Origin of the sequence: Cycloclasticus sp. PY97N (assembly GCF_002443175.1) — a bacterium.
Taxonomy (GTDB): Bacteria; Pseudomonadota; Gammaproteobacteria; order Methylococcales; family Cycloclasticaceae; genus Cycloclasticus; species Cycloclasticus pugetii.
In genome coordinates this window covers 2,253,350-2,272,127 of record NZ_CP023664.1, presented here as the reverse complement: position 1 = coordinate 2,272,127, position 18,778 = coordinate 2,253,350, and the positions used below count along the sequence as shown (strand labels likewise).

Below are 18,778 nucleotides of genomic sequence, written 5' to 3'. Positions count from 1 at the left end.
TTAGCTATGTGATTATAGAAGCCACCGTTTATACGGTGGCTTTTTCATGTGTAAAAAAGAAACGATTGGAGTGGTTATGAAATCCCCTTGTGTCAGGCAGTGTACGTTAAATGAAAACGACATGTGTCTTGGCTGTGGGCGAATGCTTGGTGAAATCACATCATGGGTATCTTTTTCGGAGCAAAAACGTGCTGAGGTTATGACGCAGTGTCAGAATCGTTTGCAGGCATTAAAAACATGGAAGCCGAGTTTAGTCGACCAAAAGAAGTGAGGTGGCTAGTAAATGAATTAACCCTCAATAGGCCCTTGATTACCTAAACCTTAGGGGTAAACTAATTGACTTATATAATATAGATTGGAGGGTTTGCATGAATGCCGAAAAAGTTGTTTTCAGTTTCTTTATTGTTTTAGCACTGACACTGAATTTTGGTTTTTTTCTGGGTAAGTTGGGCAACCCAACAGACCATAATATCTATGTGCTATTCGCTACAATTTTCGTTAACCTTGTTGCGATGGGCTTGAAACTGGGAGATCGTTCGCAAGTGGGTGCTGTTTTATTGTCGACAAGTATAGTCGCTAATTTACAATTACTTGCAGGGGCCTTCGTGTGGGGTTATGTAACACAAATTTCAGAAACTGGATTGACGGCAGACAATACCTCAGTGATTGTTTCATTATTGGGTGGTGCATTGGTTGCTAACATTGTTTCTGTGGTGATGCTGGTGTCAGAAACACTTATGTCACGACGTTAAAAGTACGACTATGTCAGGCTCATCACTGGGTAGAGTATCGTTCATCGTGCTGCGCCATATGCGCACACCGATTATTATTTTTATATCTGTGTATGCTTTGTGCATTTTAGGGATGGTGTTAGTGCCCGGTCTGCCGGATGCAAATGGCCAAACGACGTATATGTCATTTTTCCATGCGTATTATTTCCTTGCGTATACCGCTACAACAACAGGGTTTGGGGAATTACCTAGGCCCTTTAGTGATGCACAAAGAATATGGGCAATTTGCTGCTTATATATTAGTGTCATTACTTGGCTGTATACGGTTGGAAAAATAATTTCTTTATTAAAGAACCCCTATCTATATTCGGCTTTTGCTGAAGAGAAATTTATACGAGCGGTTAGAAAAAAAAGCAGAGATTATTATTTGGTGTGTGGCTTTGGAGATACAGGCAGTCTCTTATTGCGTGGTTTGACCAATGCAGGCTTTTCCGCGGTTGTTTTAGAGTTGGACAATGAACGTATTAAAGCGCTCGATTTGCGTAACTATAAATCCAAGGTATTGGGGCTTTGCGCAGACGCAACGGTACCGCGCTATTTGCTAGATGCTGGTATTGAAAGGGATAAGTGTATCGGTGTCTTAATTTTGTCCAATGATGAAGAAGCTAATCTAAAAGTAGCTGTGTCGGCGAGAATATTAAGGCCTGATATTAAAATTATTTGTCGTTCAACCTCCGCAGAAAATGAGAGTGAAATTTTAGCCATTGGTGGGGACACGCATGTTGTTGATCCATTTCGTGTTTTTGCAAGTTACCTCAGCTTAATCATTTATAACCCCACCGTACATACATTGAATGAATGGATGTCAGGAGAGCCAGGGGCAACATTGGATCGCAATATTTGCCCACTGAAAGCAGGTCGGTGGATTTTGTGTGGGCATGGTCGGATGGGGCAAATTGTTTATAAGAAACTCTGTGAAAAAGGGATTGATCTGACAGTAGTCGAACCACTGGTTGAAAATGTTGAGGAGATTGCCGATCACGCTGTCTTAGGAAGAGCAAACTTAGAAAACTTAAATAAAGCAGGGTTGAAGGGCTGTGTGGGTTTAGTCGCCGGTACAGACAACGATACGTTCAACTTAAGCATGGTACATCAAGCGAATAGGGAAAACCCATCGCTGTTTTCTATCGTCAGGCAAAACAGACATGTTAACGAAGTGCTGTTTAAAAAAGCAGATGTAGACTATATTTTGCAACCCAGTTTAGTCATCGCTCGAATGGTTTTATTTATGCTGATGGCGCCATTATTGAAATCCTTTTTTGCACACCTTAGGTTATTGTATGAGAATGACCCCTCAAAACTTGCAGATATAACCAATAGACTCGCACTAGAGGTAGGCGGCAATTTTCCTGCTCTTAGGACGTATATTCTTGATAAGAAAACAGCCCCTGCGGTGTGTGCCAAGCTATCAAATAATGGCGAGGTTAGTTTAGGCGATATTTACAAAAAACCATCGAACAGAGAAAACGCGTTAAAAATGGTTCCGTTGGTTCTTCGTCGGGGGAAGGTGATTAAAGTATTACCTGCCAATGATTTGCAGTTAAGAGTGAATGATGAAATATTATTTTGTATGCAGCCAAAAGAAAAAATATTTCTAGAGTCTAACTTGTCCAATAGATATACCCTAGAGTACTTGTTAACAGGGAAAGATCCAGCGCGAGGTTATTTGTTTAAATGGCTGGAAAGAAAAAACATAGTGAGTTAAACGTGTTTAGAGTATAAAGATAGTAGCCCTGCTCAAATAATAAGGTGGTTGAGGTTGGCTAGTCTCTCTCAAACGATGAAGCTATTTGGTTCGGCTTTATACCCAAAGGGGCATAAGTCTCTCTCAAACGATGAAGCTATTTGGTTCGGCTTTATACCCAAAGGGGCATAAGTCTCTCTCAAACGATAAAGCTGTTTGGTTCGGCTTTATACCCAAAGGGGCATAAGTCTCTCTCAAACGATAAAGCTGTTTGGTTCGGCTTTATACCCAAAGGGGCATAAGTCTCTCTCAAACGATAAAGCTGTTTGGTTCGGCTTTATCAAGCCATTGTTCAATTGAGTGAATATCAGCATTATTCATGAGTGCTGGAGAGTGGGCCGTATTCGGTATTTCTAAAAACTCAGCGTTAGGGTGTTGTTCAAGCATTTGTTCAGTTGTTGAGCGTGCTAACAGGTCAGAGTTTTCGCCGCGAATAATCAAGGCTCGCTGCTGAATATTATTCCATATAGGCCATAAATCGATATCCTCAATGGGTTGATGGTTAAAGGCGAGAGAAATACCGGGGTCATAATTAAGCGTTATTTGCCCATTATCTAATTTCTTTTGCCCATAACGTAACAAATGTTTCCATTGTTCATCGCTTAGGTCTCCAAAGCCAGCGTAGGTGGTTCGCATATAGTTCTCAAGCTCTTGGGCTGTATCATAATAAGGTAGTTTGCCCACATAGTTAGCGATACGAATTAAGGCGGCCTTAGGGACAAACGGGCCAACATCATTGAGGATTAACGATTTAATGGGTGAGTTTTCCAACGAGGCGAGCATCATGCCTAATAGGCCGCCCATTGAGGTGCCTAGCCAATCAATTTTGTTGGCACCTGTTCGAGCAATAATCATCAAAGCATCTACGATATATTGTTTGTAATCATAGGCTGATTTATCGTTTAACCAATCACTTTCACCACGGCCGGGTAAATCAAAACAGATGACTCTACGTTCAGTAGATAGTTTATTAGCCAGTGCATCAAAATCATGCTTGTTACGTGTTAAACCATGCGAACAAACAAGAATATTGGGGTTATCTTTGTTACCCCAATCGGTGTAAGCAAGGTGGTGTAAGCCTTCAGTGGAACAGCTAGTAAGGTATTGAGTTTTCATGTTATTTGATGATTTATTGTTGCGATGCATCTATAATCGAACTGTTGTTTTATAAAGCATAACCTAAAATTTGGAGAGAAGCATGAGTGAAGTAAGAGAGGTTGTCGTACTAAGCGCTGTCAGAACTGCGATTGGTGATTTTGGTGGAAGTTTAAAAACCGTAGAGCCGAGCACCTTAGCGGCCATTACGCTCAAGGAAAGTGTTGCCAGATCAGGTATTGAACCTGCAGAGGTTGGTATGGTGGTGATGGGTACGGTTGTTCCTGAAGAAGAGAGGGCGCCTTATACTGCTCGTATTGCACAAATCGAAGCGGGTATTCCTTGTGAAACATCTTGTGTTGCGGTCAACAGGCTCTGTGGCAGTGGTATGCAAGCTATTGTGGATGCTGCGCAAGGGATTATGCTAGGTGATTATGACGTTGCCATTGGTGCCGGTGTTGAATCAATGAGTAACTCCTTGTATGCCTTACCTGGCGCTCGTTGGGGGCAAAAAATGGGTGCTGGTCAAATGATTGATTTAATGATCTCCGCATTAACTGATCCATTTGGAACAGGTCATATGGGGATGACGGCTGAAAACTTAGCAGATAAATACAATATTTCTCGAGAAGACCAAGACGCATTAGCCGTGACGAGTCATCAAAATGCAGCGCGTGCACAAGCAGAAGGTCGTTTTGATAGTCAAATTGTTCCAGTAGAAATTAAAACGCGTAAGGGTGTGACGGTCTTTGATAAAGACGAGCATGTTCGTCCTGATATCAGCGTTGAGAAGTTATCTGGTATGCGCCCAGCCTTTAAGAAAGACGGTAGCATCACAGCGGGTAATGCATCGGGCATTAACGATGCGTCGTCTGCAATGGTATTGATGGCTAAAGAGGCAGCAGAAGCGCGTGGTTTAAAACCGATGGCAAAATTAGTGGCTTACTCCCATGCTGGTGTTGAACCAGAAATTATGGGGATTGGTCCTGTACCTGCTGTTGAGAAAATTTTAGCGGCAACAGGTTTGACGATTGGCGATATTGATGTGTTTGAGGTGAATGAAGCGTTTGCTGCCCAGGCGTTAAGCGTTTGTCGAGAACTTGACCTTCCAATGGATAAGGTGAATGTTAACGGAAGTGGGATTTCATTAGGTCACCCAATCGGGGCATCTGCAAATATTATTGTTGTAAAAGCACTGCATGAGTTAGAGCGTGTTCAAGGCAAATACGCATTGGCTACTTTGTGTATTGGTGGTGGGCAAGGTATAGCGACTCTTTGGGAACGCATGTAGTTTAATAGGGTTAGACATAAAAAAACGGGCTCTAAGCCCGTTTTTTTATGCTCTAAAAAGAATATTATTTTTGTAGAGCTTTAGGTAAGGAAAACGTTACCTTTTCTTGAATACCAGGGGTTTCAAGAGCTGTTTCACCACCCCAGCATTTAAGTTGATCGATGACTCGTTGAACGAGTTCTTCAGGTGCGGAGGCTCCCGCTGTTACGCCGATACTGTGTACGCCTTCTAGCCAACGCTTATCAATATCCTCTGAGCCATCAATCAGGTAAGCAGGTTTGCCAAGTTTTTCAGCAATTTCGCGAAGCCTGTTTGAGTTTGAACTATTCGGTGAGCCAACGACTAATACTAAATCTGATTTTTCGGCGAGTTCTTTGACCGCATCTTGGCGGTTTTGTGTGGCATAACAAATATCGCTTTTTTTAGGACCAGTAATATGTGGGAATTTATCACGTAAAGCATCAATAATTGAACTGGTATCATCCATTGAAAGGGTTGTCTGTGTTACATAGGAAAGCCCTGTATTTGCTGGTATTTCTAATGACTCTACATCCTCAGGGGATTCTACGAGGATAATTCGAACATCTGGGTTTTGTTGTTCATAGCGCCCCATTGTGCCTTCTACTTCTGGATGGCCTTTGTGTCCAATGAGGATAACGCAACGGCCTTTTTTTGCATTACTAACAACTTCCATATGGACTTTAGTTACCAAGGGGCAGGTCGCATCAAAAACATTTAATTGACGGCGTTTTGCTTCGTCTTCTACTGCTTTAGAGACGCCGTGAGCGCTAAAGATAACAGTTGAGTCATCGGGGACTTCGTTAAGCTCTTCAACAAAAATGGCGCCTCTTTTCTTTAAATTCTCTACCACAAAACGGTTATGTACGACTTCGTGTCGAACGTATATGGGTGAACCGAGTAATTCAAGTGCGCGCTCGACGATCTCAATGGCACGGTCAACACCGGCGCAGAAACCACGAGGATTAGCTAAAAATATTTGCATTTACTGCTTACCTTTTTCTGGTTGGCGATTTTTATCCCAGAGGATTTCTGATTGGCCGTCTTGGCGGGCCAGTACTCGGCATAAAACGAATAATAAATCGGATAGTCTGTTGAGGTATTTTATAACGGGTGGATTGATTTTTTCTTCTCGCATTAGGCGCACAACAATTCGCTCAGATCGCCTGCATACGGTTCTTGCAATATGGCAGCTTGCTGCTGCGAGATTACCACCGGGTAAAATAAACTCTTTTAAGGCGGGTAGTGTTGCATTATGTTCGTCTAGAACTTTTTCGAGCAAATCCGTGTGGCTGTCGTTGATAGCGCTATAGCCTGGCACGCATAATTCGCTGCCTAGGTCAAAAAGATCGTGTTGTATGTCTAGCAGTTGATCGGCTATCTTTTTTTCTATGCCGAAGGCAATCACTAGGCCAATTTGACTGTTCAATTCGTCAACAGTGCCATATGCCTCAACACGTAGTGAGTCTTTATCTACCCGAGTACCATCTCCTAAGCCAGTGGTGCCAGCATCACCAGTTCGGGTGTAAATTTTAGAAAGCCGATGTCCCATAAATTAAAGTAGAGCCTTTTTTGAAAGAATAATGCCATCCTCGTCTGCATAAAGGTAGTGGCCAGGGTTAAAAGTGACGCCAGCAAAGGTGACAGGAATGTTTTTATCTCCCCAGCCCTTTTTAATACTTTTTAGAGGGTTGGTTTGTAATGCACGTACTCCAATAGGCATTTTATTTATATCAACGGAATCTCGAATGCAGCCATAGATAATGACACCACTCCAGCCATTTTGGTGCCCCATTTCAGCGAGCATGTCGCCAAGCAAAGCGCAACGTAAAGAACCCCCACCATCTACGACTAAAACATCGCCGTTTACTTTTTGGGATAGCATTTCACGAACGAATACATTGTCTTCGAAGACTTTTACCGTTTGAATAGTGCCATTAAAGGTTTTGTGACCACCAAAAGACTGAAACATGGGGGTCGCAATCTGCAGGTTATCTGAATAGTCATCACATAGGTCTGCTGTTTTAAAAGTCATGATTTTTAACTCGTAGAGTATACTTTTAAGCATTATAAACCAGTTCTTTTTATCAGCAGAGATACTTTGTATTGAGTGTGATAAATATGAGGGGCTCTTCTTGGAGAAAGCACATGAAAGCTAAATGATTAGGTTATGATATTTGACTAAGAGTGTTTTTTATACGAATGGGTATAGCAACGCAGTTAACAATAGATTCGTTAAGCGTAAAAGAAAGAAAACACAGAAATTGAAAGGGGGGTATTTTGTCGCGTTGAACAGACAGGCTAATGCCTATATTGTACCCAATTACTAGACCGACGGTCTGAATGTGAACGTCGATCTGATACTTCTTCAAACCTAATACTGCCACGGCGGTCATTAGTTCTGCGGCGCTGATAAACGGGCCTTCTTTTTTCGACTAAACCCACATGTTTACAATGGCATATTTTTTTTGAGCAGTCGTCTAACGGCAAGGCGGGAATGCTATTGATAGGGAAGTGCTTTTTACGAAGGGCCAGAACAGAGGTACAGCAATTTTTTTCATCGCGGGGTTCAATATAAAAACCCCAGTATTTTTTTGAATCAATCATTGATTGAATTCGCTGTTGTTGACGTTCTGTCGAGGTGTTTGCTTTTGAAGAGGTGCGTGGTGTTTTCTTTTTGTAGTAAACGAGTGCTAACACCACTAATATAAGAAGAATGAAAGCTAATAACATAGGCGAAGCCCCGTTAACTAAGGAGGTACAATTATATGATCTTTAATGGAGAGTGCAAATTTTTAAAATACTTTGCATAGTAATATGAAATTACTCAGGATTATATTGTTATTACTGATCCTTATTTTTGTCGCTTTTTATAGCAAATTGCAACGTCTTGATACCATGGCTTGGATTAAACCATTAGAGGTATCTATTTACCCTATTAATGCTGGCGGGGACGTATTAACAGGTCAATATATTAATGCCTTAACGGCTCAAGACTTTCTCAGTCTAAATCAGTTTTTCAAGGTGCAATGGGCGACATATAGGGAATTTGATGCGGACCCTATCGTTATCACACTAAAGCCAGAAATCATGCAGCAACCACCCTTTCCACCAACAGATGGTAATATATTAAAGGTGATTTTTTGGAGTCTACGCTTACGGTTTTGGTCATACCAACAGGCTGTCGATAGTCATAGAAACACAGTGAATATTTTTGTGCGTTATCATCCAGTCAATGCTAATCAGCCGTTAGCACATTCGTTGGGTTTGCAAAAAGGTTTGATTGGCGTGGTCAATGCGTATGCTTCAGCTGAGTATGATGAGCAGAATAATTTGGTTATTGCACATGAGTTATTGCATACAGTGGGCGCGTCGGATAAATATAGTTTAACAACGGGGCAGCCGAGTTACCCAAGTGGTTTTGCATCACCTAATCTGCGCTATCGTCAGTCAAAGGCCGAGATAATGGCGGGTAAGATTCCAATCAATGAAGACGAGTCAATTATGCCAGAGTCGTTAAAACAATCTGTGATAGGTGTAGAAACAGCGAGAGAGATAGGGTGGATTAACGCTAATTGATGAGATAAATCATGGATTGATATAAGTCATTAATATAAGGTAATAGACAATTAGAATAAAAGGGGTTGTGTTATGTTTTTTCAAGAATTAAATAATATCAACTGTAAGACATATTTAATAGCGGACTTAGATGCTGGGCAGGCCGCTATCATTGACCCGGTTGATAGCTATATAGATCGCTACCTTGCGATATTGGCCTATCACCGCCTTACATTAAAATTTGTCGCAGATACGCATACGCATGCCGACCATCGTTCAGCCTGTACAGCCCTTAGGCGATTAACGAACTGCCTTGTGATGATGCATGAGCTATCACCACAACCAACAGTAGATAAGCGCTATATTGATGGTGATGAGTTAACGGTTGGTAATATACATATTAAAGTGCTGCATACCCCCGGGCATACTCCAGATAGCGTTAGTTTCTATGTTAATGATGACAGGGTTTTAACGGGCGATGTTATTTTGATTCAAGGCACAGGGCGGTCAGATTTTGCTGGTGGAAATGCTGGTGATCAATATGACTCTATTACGGATAAAATTTTTACTCTGCCTGATAAAACCTTGTTATTCCCTGCGCATGATTACCGTGGCAATACAGAAACAACGGTTGGTTTAGAGAAGGCAACAAATCCCCGAATAGCGGGGAAAACGCGCGAGGAATATATCGAGATTATGGATAATTTGAACCTGCCACTTCCTGAAAAAATTCAAGAAGTTTTACAGATCAACCAAAGCGAGGTCGATGATGACCTTATTAAATTTCCAATGATTGCAGAGTTAAATCAAGTATTACAAATGGAACCCGCCGCGGTAAAAAATCGACTCGAAGAAACCACCGATAACTGCGTAATTATTGATGTAAGGGAGGACTCTGAATTCACTGGTGAGCTTGGGCATATAGCCGGTAGTCGTTTAATTCCAATGCGCTCATTACCTAAAGTAATAGAAGACTTGGAGCCACTTAAAAAGAAAGAAGTTATCTTAGTGTGTCGGTCAGGCGCTAGAAGTACGACTGCAGCCGCCATTTTAAAAGGGCTGGGGTTTCATAATGTTAAGAATATGAAAGGTGGCATGCTGGCGTGGAATAAGCTTGCGTTTCCAGTTGAGCGATAACCGTTAAAGAACCTATTAAAAAGCAAATTGGTCGCTTATAGGCTTAAGTCCAAGTTGTTTATTAGGCATAAAAAAACCCGGTGAACTCTCACCGGGTTTTGCTCAATATGTTTGAACTATGCTGCCTGCACAGGAATGGCGTTTTTTGTTTCTTTAACGCCATTATTATCGTCAAGGTATACCAGGCAAGGTTTAAAGGTAGCCAGTTCTGCTTCGCTGTATTCTGAATAAGCGCAAATAATTAAAATATCGCCTTCTGTTGCGCGACGTGCAGCCGCACCATTAACAGAAATAATACCGCTGTTATCTTCTGCTCTAATAGCATATGTAGTGAAGCGTTCGCCATTATTAACATTATAAATGTCAATTTGTTGGTACTCACGAATACCTGAAAGATCGAGTAGGCTTCCATCAATAGCACAGGATCCTTCATAATGAAGTTCGCTGTGAGTTACAGTAGCTCTATGTAACTTTGTTTGTAACATCGTAGAACGCATAAAAATAAGCTAGATTGACTAAATAGGAGGGGAATTATGCCTCATATGTCGTTTTTCATCAACAATAATGTGCATATGCAATAATTCTTTATAAATCATAGGGCTATAAAATTCAAATATTCGTTAGAACTTTACTGGCGGGGGTTTATTGTCTGGGTCTATCGATTGAGAAACAATGTCTTTTGCAGAGCGTTTGAATTGTTCTGACAGTGTATTTATAGAAGAGTCAGAAGGGACTGCCGTGCCTTCTTTGTTATTGTCAGCTACATCGTTTGGCGTTAATAAATGTAAGGTTTGTGTTGGGAATGCAATGTCAACATGCTGTGCTTTTGCCAGACGTAATATATCTAATAGAAAACGTTGACGCTCTCGTAATTCGGTACTCCAATCAGGCGTTTCCCAAAAGACATAAACAAGAACATCTAGCGAAGAGGCGCCCAGTGAATTGAGGTAAACATGAAAATAATCTTTTCTCATGTATGGGTGCAGTCTAATAATTTCTCTTACACCCTCGCAGAAGGCTTCAATTTTATCGGGAGGTGTATCGTACGTTAAGGCTACGTTACAGCTAAGTCGGCGATAGCGGCGCTGCCCCATATTGTCGACCTTTGCATTGATAAAAATAGCATTAGGCAGCGTAATAAGGGAATCATAAAAGGTGCGTATTTTGGTGCTTCGTAACCCCACTTCTTCGACGCTGCCCTCGATATCGTTAACGACGATCCAATCGCCATTATGGAAAGTTTGATCGAGAATAACCGTGATCGAGCCGAATAAGTTTTGTACGACATCTTTTGCAGCCAGAGCAAATGCTAAACCGCCAAGGCCTAAACTAGCCAGTAGGCTTGAAACGTTCAAATTTAAATTAGAAGCAATAAAGGTAATGCCTATGACAGTGACGAAAACTTTTAATGTTTTTCTAATAAGGGGAACAAGAACATCATCTACTTTATTGTCAGTTTTGCTGGCTTGGTAATGTAAATAGAGAGTGACAAAATCAACCAGTCTATAAGCACCCCAAACACCCGCAATGCCTGCGAGAACTTTAACGGCAACCAATAAAATAACCATTGCCTGTTCTGGCAGTGCAAGGAGGTTTAAACCAGCCCACCAAATAGCAGCCATGGCGAGCATCGCCAACGGCCTAAGCATATCTTCAGGTGCTTCTTTGAAGGCCGGCGTCTTAGTTTTTCTGCGGAAATTTAACACCATTAATTGCAGTGAGAAAGCGGCAACTTTGTCAGCGATAACGCCGAGCGCGATAGACAATAAAACCCCTAACCATTTCCAATTTTCAAGCAAGAAAGAGCGCGTTTTAAGGGTGTCGGGTAATTGCCGACGAAATTGAATATGCCAAGGAATAAACTGTGCGTTTTGATCCTCAACTTTTAGGGTTTTTTTAGACGCAAGTTGGTCAATAATGTTGGGGAGCGATGAAAGCGTTTCTTGGCTAAACAACCAACGATCATTGTATGATTTAACAATACTGATAGTGTCATTTTTGTATTGAGCAAAGACGTAGGGAGGGCCTGATTTATTATCTGGAATGTTCTCAAGCTTTACGATGCGGGTTTTATCAATGGCTTCAAGTAACATCCATGCTAGGTCACGGCCTTTTTCATCTCGAACCAGTGGGTTGATAGCTGATAAATCTAGTGTGCTGATGGCCTTATTAATTTTTTCTGGCTGACCACGTTTAATATCATTCATGCTGTGCAAGAATGTTGCAAAAGTATCCCTTGGCGAACTAAGGCCTAAGGCTTCTGCGCTGACCACCTGATGGTCATTGTCATTCTCTGTAGAGTCAGCGTTTTCTGCAAAGCAAAGGCTGGTGTTGAGAAGAAGTATAAGGGTCAGTAACGTATATTTCATGGTTAATAATGCTTATGAACGGTTAACGTATATGTTGTCGATTAGCCTTGTTGAACCCAGAAAAGCCGCTGCAAGAATAATAATTTCTTTATCGTTTTCAGTGGCGGGCCTAAGTTCGCTGCGCTGATAAATTTGTAGGTAGTCGGGTTTAAAACCAGCTTCGATTAAGTCTGTTATGGCCTGACTTTCTAGGCTTTTTAAATCATGGTTTCCTTCAATAATTTCTTGTTTAATGGTCTGTAAAAGTTGATGAAGACGAGGGGCTATTCGTCGCTCTTTTTCAGATAAGTAACCATTACGAGAACTCATGGCTAATCCATCAGGTTCTCTAACGATTGGTTTTCCGATAATCTTGATGGGGATATTTAAGTCATTCACCATGCGACGAATAACGGCCAATTGCTGATAATCTTTCTCACCAAATATAGCAATGTCAGCACGGGTAATGTTAAACAATTTGGACACAATGGTGGTCACCCCATCAAAATGCCCGGGTCGTGAAGCGCCACATAAAACTTGGGTCATATTGGGAACGTGTACGTGGGTTGTTTGATCGCCACCTAACGGGTACATTTCATCAATGTTGGGTGCAAAAAGAATGCTTGTATTGAGCGCATCAAGCTTGTCGCAGTCATCTTGAAAGGTACGCGGGTAGCTATCTAAGTCTTCGTTGGCACCAAATTGTGTAGGGTTAACGAATAAGGTTACCACAACGATATCAGCGTGTTGTTGAGCAGTTTTAACCAACGCAAGGTGCCCTTCGTGTAAGTTCCCCATGGTGGGTACGACAGCAATTTTTTTATTTGCTTGCCGGTGTTTATGGAGGGCGTTTTGTAATTCTTTAATGGTTGCTACAACAAGCATAGTTAAAACGAGTGTTCTTCTGCAGGGAATGTTTTATTTTTTACAGCTTCAACATAGGCGTTAACGGCGGCTGAAACATTACCTGCCTCAAGCATAAAATCTTTACTAAAGTTGGGGCGTTTACCAGCAGTAATATCCAACATATCATAGCTGACCAAGACTTGCCCGTCGCACTCAACACCTGCGCCAATACCGATAATAGGGATACTAACAGAGGCGGTAATTCTTTTAGCTAAGGATGAAGGAATGCACTCAACAACAATTGCACTGGCACCGGCTTGTTCAAGACACTTAGCGTCTTCAATCATTATGTTTGCCTGTGTGTCATCCTTACCTTGGACGCGATACCCGCCTAATTGGTTGACCGACTGTGGTAATAACCCAAGGTGTCCGCAGACGGGAATGCCCTGATCGACAATATGTTGCACACTGTCGAGAATTTTTTGGCCACCTTCAAGCTTAACCATATTGGCGTAGCCTTGCTGCATTAAAATAGCTGCATTATCAACCGCTGTATGAGGATCGGGGTAACTCATAAACGGTAGGTCAGTGACCAACAGAGCGCGTTCTAAGCCGCGTGAAACGATTTTTGAGTGATAAGCCATTTCTTCTACTGTAACAGGAACGGTGCTTGACTGGCCCTGGACAACCATGCCGAGTGAGTCGCCAACCAGTACCATTTCAACGCCCGCTTTATCAAGAATATGCGCAAAACTGGCATCATAAGCGGTAAGGCTGACAATTTTTTCGCCACGTTTTTTCATGGTGAGTAAGTCGGTATTGGTGATTTTTTTATGGCTTGAATGTTGGCTCATGTCGATCTCAAAAAGGGGTTATAAAATGGGTAAGGGGTTTAAATAGTGGCGACCTGCGCGTGTAGAGCAGATGTGTTTTAGCAGTTGCTCGTAGTCCTCATCGTTATCAACAGGGTTGATGTCGCTTGCGTTGACGATAAGTAAGGGCCCTGAATCATAATGATGGAAAAATTCAGTGTAAGCATTGGAGAGTTTTTGTAGGTACTCTCCGCTGATATTCTTTTCGTGCTTAATGCCGCGTTTTCTTATTCTAGATTGTAAAGTATTAACGGGGGCTTGTAAGTAGACGACCAAGTCGGCTTTTGTTGTTTGTATGGCAAGTGATTGATACATTTGATCATATAATTTGTACTCTTCATCCGTCAGGGTGAGCTTCGCAAATAAACGATCTTTTTCGAGCATAAAATCAGCCACAACACCTGTTGAGAAAAGCTCATTTTGGCTTAATTCGTTCCATTGTTTTGCTCGTTCCGTTAAAAAATGCAGTTGAACGGGTAATGCGGATTGGTTGGTGTGCGTATAGAAATGTTCTAAAAAGGGGTTTTCATCGGCTTTTTCCAGCGCGAGGTCGCACGAAAAACTTGCTGCAAGTTTTTTCGCTAAGCTGCTTTTGCCGACGCCAATAGGGCCTTCAACAGCAATGAACTTGGGTGGGTGAGCGGTTTCTAAAGTGTGATTATCCAAGGTTTAATGCTTTCTATGGGTGAGAAGAGAACTTTGCACGATACGACGATATGTTTCAAGCCATCATCGGTTAAATTTTGGCTGAATCGAGACGTGTGGGTGCGCTGTCATTCAACTTGTCTATTAAGGTTTGAACAGGGCCTAAGGTAGGGATGTTGAGATCTTTGTTGAGTTCAATTAATGGGTATAAAACAAAAGCTCTAGAAGCGATCCCAGGGTGAGGGAGGGTCAGTTCTGGGTCTTGAGAAACCAGTGCATCATAAAGCAATATATCTAAATCTAATGTTCTTGCGCCCCAACGCCCCGAGTCCCGTGTTCTACCGTGTTGATTTTCGATGGCTTGTAATGAAGTTAATAGCTCATAGGGCGTAAGCGAGGTACTGACTTTAGCCACAGCATTAGTGTAGTCAGGCTGATCTTGAGGCCCCATCGGAGGCGTTTGGTACAAGCTGGAGACCAACTCAAGCGAGCAGTTTTTTAGTTGCTTAAGGCGCTCAATAGCGGTTAGTACTTGTTGCGTAGGGTTTGATAAATTGCTACCCAATCCAATATAGGCGGAAACAGAGTGTTGCACGTTAAAGCTCAGTGTTGTTTGGTTTAGGGGGCTTCTTGCGTGATTTTCTTTTATGTTTGAACTGATTGGGCCGTGTCATTAGCTTTTGTTCAGTAGGGTCTAGTGTTTGGATATGAGTCCACCAATCGGCAATTTTTTCATCCACCTCTCCGTACTGCGCCCTTAATAGCATAAAATCATAAGCCGCACGAAAGCGCGGATGTTCTAAAAAGCGCAAACATCGCACGCCAATTTGCTTATGAAAGCGTGGTTGCAAAGCCCAAACCTCACGCATGGGTGTGGTCATCCGCTTTGGGATAGCTAGTCGGCTAACCTGGTGTGCAATGACTTCATTGGCTGCTGCATGAATGGCCTGCGTATCATTACTGAATGATGACCTGTTTTGTTCAATAAGCCGGCGGACAGGTTCCCAGAGCAAGGTGGCCAATAAAAAATAAGGGGTGACGTGTTGCTGATTCTTTAAGCGGGTTTCTGTGTTGCTCATGGCTTGTTTAAGAAGCCCAAGTGGTTTATCAGAAGTAGCTTTTTTAAGACATAAGTCGGTCTGCGGGAAAAGCGCTTCAAATAGACCATATTGACGGAGTGCGTCGAAAATTTGATTTGCGTCTGTATTGAGGAAAAGTTTGAGTGTTTCATCATACAAACGAGCAGAAGGAATATCTTTTAGCAACGGTGCCATTTCGAGCATAGGTGCGGCGGTGTCGTTTTCTATTTGAAAGTTTAACTTTGCTTGAAACCGAACAGCGCGAAGGAGCCTTACCGGGTCTTCTTTAAAGCGGGTGACAGGGTCGCCCATTAGCCGTAAGACTCTATTTTGATGGTCTTTAATGCCGCCAACGTAATCAATAACGGTCTTTTTCTTAGGGTCTAAATACAGCGCGTTAACGGTAAAATCACGGCGCCAAGCATCTTCTTCTAAGGTTCCATAAACATTATCACGCAATAGGCGGCCATCTCGATGAGCATGGCTGTCATTTTTATCGTGTTTAACGTGAGGCCCGCGAAAAGTCGCTACTTCAATAATATGGCGACCAAAATGAATATGTGCGAGCCGAAAACGGCGGCCAATTAATCGGCAGTTTTTGAATAGCGCTTGGACTTCTTCAGGTTCGGCATTGGTGGAAACATCGAAGTCTTTAGGGTGTAGTCCTAATAATAAGTCGCGAACACAACCGCCAACTAAATAAGCTTCAAAGCCTGCTTTAACCAAGCGGTCAGTAATTGAAACAGCGTGGCGGTCAAGTTTATCGGCAGATAAACCGAGTTCGTGTAATGTGTAAGTGGTTGGTTTATGTTGAGTTAACAAATTAGTTTTTAATGTAGTCAGTAGTCAATGATTAGGTTCTTGATGAACAATTGTATTGTAACGTATATTAGCAATAGGGTTGTTTTGCGTTATTTTTGCCATTTCTAAGCGTTTTGGACGTGCTAAAGAATGCCTGTATAACGGGTATGTGTTTTTATAAGTCCGGGTCGATGAGCTGTTTAAACTCCTTAGGCATGGCGCTTATTTTTTTCTTATGGTAATCCATAAACAGTAAGCCTGTCTTCGCAGTGGCAATAATGGTTTCCCCGTTATTCTTACTGACTTGATAGAGCATATTGAAGCCACAACGGCTTGGGTCTTCTATGGCAATGTCGATGTTTAGCTGGTCAGGGTGAAAAGCTTCAGCTTGGTAGCAGATAGATAAATCGGCCATGATGATGCCCAAGCCAGCAATGTTTGACTCTTGCATACCAACGTGGATAAAAAATTGGGCGCGAGCTTCATGCAGCATTGAAATGAGCTTGTCGTGTGCTAGATGCTGGCCGTAATTAATATCGCCGATGCGAACAGGTAACGTACAACTGAATAAGGTGTGTTCTGGGTACGTGATAGATAATCTGGTCATGTCGCCCTCAATATTGATTGGTGATTCACATTATAGAGGAGCATTATGTAATGCTATATTGTATTTTTCTAAATGGGCCAAGAATGTGAATAAATTATTATCTTCTGCATGGGTTTTATTGATCTTAATAGTGATTATTTGGGGGGTAAATTGGCCGATTATAAAAATTGGTTTAAGGTCGATAGACCCCCTTTGGTTCGCGGCTGCACGATTGGGTATAGCGCTGGTTACTATTTCGGTTTTACTTTTATTCTTGGGACGTTTAAAGCGGCCGCATCGGCAGGATATTCCTATTGTTTTAGGTGTCGGGGTGATGCAGTTTGCTGTCTTTGTAACCTTAATAAATATGGGCTTAACTGAGGTGAATGCTGGAAGGGCCGCGTTACTGGCTTATACCACGCCATTGTGGGTGACGCCTGGCGCCTATTTTGTTTTAAAAGAACCGGTCTCGCGAATAAAGTTGGTCGGGGCAGCTGTTGGAATTTGCGGTCTATTAATTCTGTTTAACCCATTAGGTTTTGATTGGAATGATGCCTCGGTGGTTAAGGGCAATATATTATTGCTAGTGGCGGCGATGGTTTGGGCAATATCTATTTTGCATATTAGACAACATAAATGGAAAGGCAGTGTGCTGGAGTTAACGCCCTGGCAAATTATGGTGGCTTTACTGATCGTGGTGCCCTACGCTTGGTTTTCTAATACACAAGCTGTTGTTTGGAGTGCTGAGCTGGTGCTTATTTTGTTATATAACGGCATGCTGGCGACGGCGCTGGCTCAATGGGCATCTATAAGGGCAACGCAAATTTTACCGGCGATGACTGTTTCGCTAGGCTTGCTAATGGTGCCATTAATGGGGATATTATCGTCAACCATATGGCTTGGTGAGCCGTTTACCATGACTTTAGGGCTAGGAGCGGCGCTTATTGTCGGGGGGGTGCTGTTGCAAATTAATTTTAGGAAGCAGCGATAAACTTAACGCTGCGGGGTTTTGGTTACTGATGAGCTGATGGTGTGTGCTTCAATAAACACGCGTTTAACAGGCGGATATTTTTGTTTGATTTGCAAATCCATGTTGGCAATGGTTTGTTCTAGTTGGCCAGTTGATAGGTCGTCTTTAAAGTTGACGTTTAGCGTCGCTATAATGAAGTCTGGCCCCATATGCATGGTGAGTAATTCATGAATCGACTCAACAGTGTCATAATGACTAACAATACGTCGAATATCACTGACTAACTCTGGCTTAGCACTTTCACCGATCAATAAACTTTTAGTTTCGTAAGCAAGCCAAATGGCAGTTCCTGCTAGAATTAAGCCAATAATGACAGAGGCGATACCATCGAATAATGGGTTGCCAGTGTAATAAGAGGCGGCTATGCCTAGAAAGGCAATCAACAGGCCGAGCATGGCAGCAGAGTCTTCAAATAATACAACAAACATAGACGGGTCTTTGCCACGCTGTACGGCTTCAAGGTATCCCCATTTGCCCTTGCTGCGAGTGAATTCATTTAAGGCAAAAAACCATGCGACACCTTCAAAAACGAAGGCTAGGCCTAAGACCCAAAAGCTTAGCGTTGGGTCGCCCATTGGTGTGGGGGCAATAATATGGTGAATACCCTCATATATAGAAACACCCGCGCCAACCGCAAAAATAAGGATGGCGACGACAAAGCTCCAAAAATATATTTCTTTGCCATAACCGAAAGGGAATTGTTTGTCAGCAGGTTGTTTGGCCTTTTTTAAACCGTGCAACAGTAGCACTTGGTTGCCCGTGTCGACCAGCGAATGAATACCTTCAGAGAGCATAGCAGAGCTGCCCGAGTAGAAAGCAGCAATAAATTTAGTAATGGAGATGAGGCTGTTGCCAATGAGCGCCGCGTAGATAACTTTCTTAGAAGATGAGGACATGGGCCAAATAAGGTGATAATAATGCAGCAAGTGTCACCATA

21 protein-coding genes are annotated in these 18,778 nt (G+C 42.3%); 7 read left to right on the top strand and 14 right to left on the bottom strand.

Going from position 1 to position 18,778, the window contains the following annotated elements; all coding sequences use genetic code 11:
• Positions 1 to 76 precede the first annotated feature (76 nt).
• From CPC19_RS11010 to CPC19_RS11000, 3 genes are all read left to right on the top strand, one after another.
• Positions 77 to 271: a DUF1289 domain-containing protein gene (locus tag CPC19_RS11010; RefSeq protein ID WP_236610543.1), complete on the top strand. Its 195-nt coding sequence runs from the start codon at positions 77 to 79 to the stop codon at positions 269 to 271.
• Between the two features lie 97 nt (positions 272 to 368).
• Positions 369 to 752 (top strand): DUF6394 family protein, encoded by a 384-nt coding sequence (locus tag CPC19_RS11005; protein ID WP_096910799.1) that lies wholly within the window; start codon positions 369 to 371, stop codon positions 750 to 752.
• A gap of 10 nt (positions 753 to 762) precedes the next feature.
• On the top strand, positions 763 to 2,496 hold the full coding sequence (locus CPC19_RS11000) for a TrkA family potassium uptake protein (RefSeq protein WP_035851080.1): 1,734 nt from the start codon (positions 763 to 765) through the stop codon (positions 2,494 to 2,496).
• Positions 2,497 to 2,784: 288 nt separating this feature from the next.
• On the opposite strand, the gene CPC19_RS10995 is transcribed toward CPC19_RS11000, so the two are convergent.
• Positions 2,785 to 3,651 carry an alpha/beta fold hydrolase gene (locus CPC19_RS10995; RefSeq protein WP_016389903.1) on the bottom strand — a complete coding sequence of 289 codons (867 nt, stop codon included), beginning with the start codon at positions 3,649 to 3,651 and terminating at the stop codon, positions 2,785 to 2,787.
• An 82-nt stretch (positions 3,652 to 3,733) separates the two neighbouring features.
• Between CPC19_RS10995 and bktB the strand changes: the two genes are divergently transcribed.
• Entirely contained in the window at positions 3,734 to 4,921 is a 1,188-nt protein-coding gene (bktB, locus tag CPC19_RS10990) for a beta-ketothiolase BktB (RefSeq protein ID WP_015005229.1), read from the top strand.
• 64 nt (positions 4,922 to 4,985) lie between these two features.
• Here bktB and ispH read toward each other — a convergent pair whose 3' ends face one another.
• From ispH to CPC19_RS10970, 4 genes are all read right to left on the bottom strand, one after another.
• Positions 4,986 to 5,924, bottom strand: a complete 939-nt coding sequence (gene ispH, locus CPC19_RS10985) for a 4-hydroxy-3-methylbut-2-enyl diphosphate reductase (protein ID WP_016389902.1) — start codon at positions 5,922 to 5,924, stop codon at positions 4,986 to 4,988.
• On the bottom strand, positions 5,925 to 6,491 hold the full coding sequence (locus CPC19_RS10980) for a cob(I)yrinic acid a,c-diamide adenosyltransferase (protein WP_016389901.1): 567 nt from the start codon (positions 6,489 to 6,491) through the stop codon (positions 5,925 to 5,927).
• 3 nt (positions 6,492 to 6,494) lie between these two features.
• A complete protein-coding gene (gene rraA / locus CPC19_RS10975) occupies positions 6,495 to 6,974 on the bottom strand; it encodes a ribonuclease E activity regulator RraA (protein WP_035850485.1) in 480 nt (159 codons plus the stop codon).
• 266 nt (positions 6,975 to 7,240) lie between these two features.
• Positions 7,241 to 7,672 (bottom strand): hypothetical protein, encoded by a 432-nt coding sequence (locus CPC19_RS10970; RefSeq protein WP_016389899.1) that lies wholly within the window; start codon positions 7,670 to 7,672, stop codon positions 7,241 to 7,243.
• 84 nt (positions 7,673 to 7,756) lie between these two features.
• Here CPC19_RS10970 and CPC19_RS10965 point away from each other — a divergent pair, with 84 nt between their 5' ends.
• Both CPC19_RS10965 and CPC19_RS10960 read left to right on the top strand, forming a co-directional pair.
• Positions 7,757 to 8,518, top strand: coding sequence for a hypothetical protein (locus tag CPC19_RS10965; RefSeq protein WP_016389898.1), 762 nt, complete (start codon positions 7,757 to 7,759; stop codon positions 8,516 to 8,518).
• Between the two features lie 72 nt (positions 8,519 to 8,590).
• A complete protein-coding gene (locus tag CPC19_RS10960; RefSeq protein WP_016389896.1) occupies positions 8,591 to 9,634 on the top strand; it encodes a rhodanese-like domain-containing protein in 1,044 nt (347 codons plus the stop codon).
• Positions 9,635 to 9,750: 116 nt separating this feature from the next.
• Here the strand turns inward: CPC19_RS10960 and panD are convergent, their stop codons facing one another.
• The 8 genes from panD to CPC19_RS10920 form a co-directional block, all read right to left on the bottom strand.
• A complete protein-coding gene (gene panD / locus CPC19_RS10955; RefSeq protein ID WP_015005236.1) occupies positions 9,751 to 10,131 on the bottom strand; it encodes an aspartate 1-decarboxylase in 381 nt (126 codons plus the stop codon).
• Between the two features lie 123 nt (positions 10,132 to 10,254).
• A complete protein-coding gene (locus CPC19_RS10950) occupies positions 10,255 to 12,003 on the bottom strand; it encodes a mechanosensitive ion channel family protein (RefSeq protein WP_016389895.1) in 1,749 nt (582 codons plus the stop codon).
• A 12-nt stretch (positions 12,004 to 12,015) separates the two neighbouring features.
• Positions 12,016 to 12,867 carry a pantoate--beta-alanine ligase gene (gene panC / locus CPC19_RS10945; RefSeq protein WP_016389894.1) on the bottom strand — a complete coding sequence of 284 codons (852 nt, stop codon included), beginning with the start codon at positions 12,865 to 12,867 and terminating at the stop codon, positions 12,016 to 12,018.
• A gap of 2 nt (positions 12,868 to 12,869) precedes the next feature.
• Positions 12,870 to 13,682: a 3-methyl-2-oxobutanoate hydroxymethyltransferase gene (gene panB / locus CPC19_RS10940; RefSeq protein ID WP_015005239.1), complete on the bottom strand. Its 813-nt coding sequence runs from the start codon at positions 13,680 to 13,682 to the stop codon at positions 12,870 to 12,872.
• 18 nt (positions 13,683 to 13,700) lie between these two features.
• Positions 13,701 to 14,366: a deoxynucleoside kinase gene (locus tag CPC19_RS10935; RefSeq protein ID WP_015005240.1), complete on the bottom strand. Its 666-nt coding sequence runs from the start codon at positions 14,364 to 14,366 to the stop codon at positions 13,701 to 13,703.
• 70 nt (positions 14,367 to 14,436) lie between these two features.
• Entirely contained in the window at positions 14,437 to 14,940 is a 504-nt protein-coding gene (folK, locus tag CPC19_RS10930) for a 2-amino-4-hydroxy-6-hydroxymethyldihydropteridine diphosphokinase (RefSeq protein WP_016389893.1), read from the bottom strand.
• Between the two features lies 1 nt (position 14,941).
• On the bottom strand, positions 14,942 to 16,246 hold the full coding sequence (pcnB, locus tag CPC19_RS10925) for a polynucleotide adenylyltransferase PcnB (RefSeq protein WP_015005242.1): 1,305 nt from the start codon (positions 16,244 to 16,246) through the stop codon (positions 14,942 to 14,944).
• A 154-nt stretch (positions 16,247 to 16,400) separates the two neighbouring features.
• Positions 16,401 to 16,832 (bottom strand): thioesterase family protein, encoded by a 432-nt coding sequence (locus tag CPC19_RS10920; protein ID WP_016389892.1) that lies wholly within the window; start codon positions 16,830 to 16,832, stop codon positions 16,401 to 16,403.
• Between the two features lie 85 nt (positions 16,833 to 16,917).
• On the opposite strand from CPC19_RS10920, the gene CPC19_RS10915 reads away from it, so the two are divergent.
• A complete protein-coding gene (locus CPC19_RS10915; protein ID WP_035850484.1) occupies positions 16,918 to 17,802 on the top strand; it encodes a DMT family transporter in 885 nt (294 codons plus the stop codon).
• A 2-nt stretch (positions 17,803 to 17,804) separates the two neighbouring features.
• On the opposite strand, the gene CPC19_RS10910 is transcribed toward CPC19_RS10915, so the two are convergent.
• Positions 17,805 to 18,737, bottom strand: a complete 933-nt coding sequence (locus CPC19_RS10910) for a cation diffusion facilitator family transporter (protein WP_035850389.1) — start codon at positions 18,735 to 18,737, stop codon at positions 17,805 to 17,807.
• Between the last annotated feature and the right edge of the window lie 41 nt (positions 18,738 to 18,778).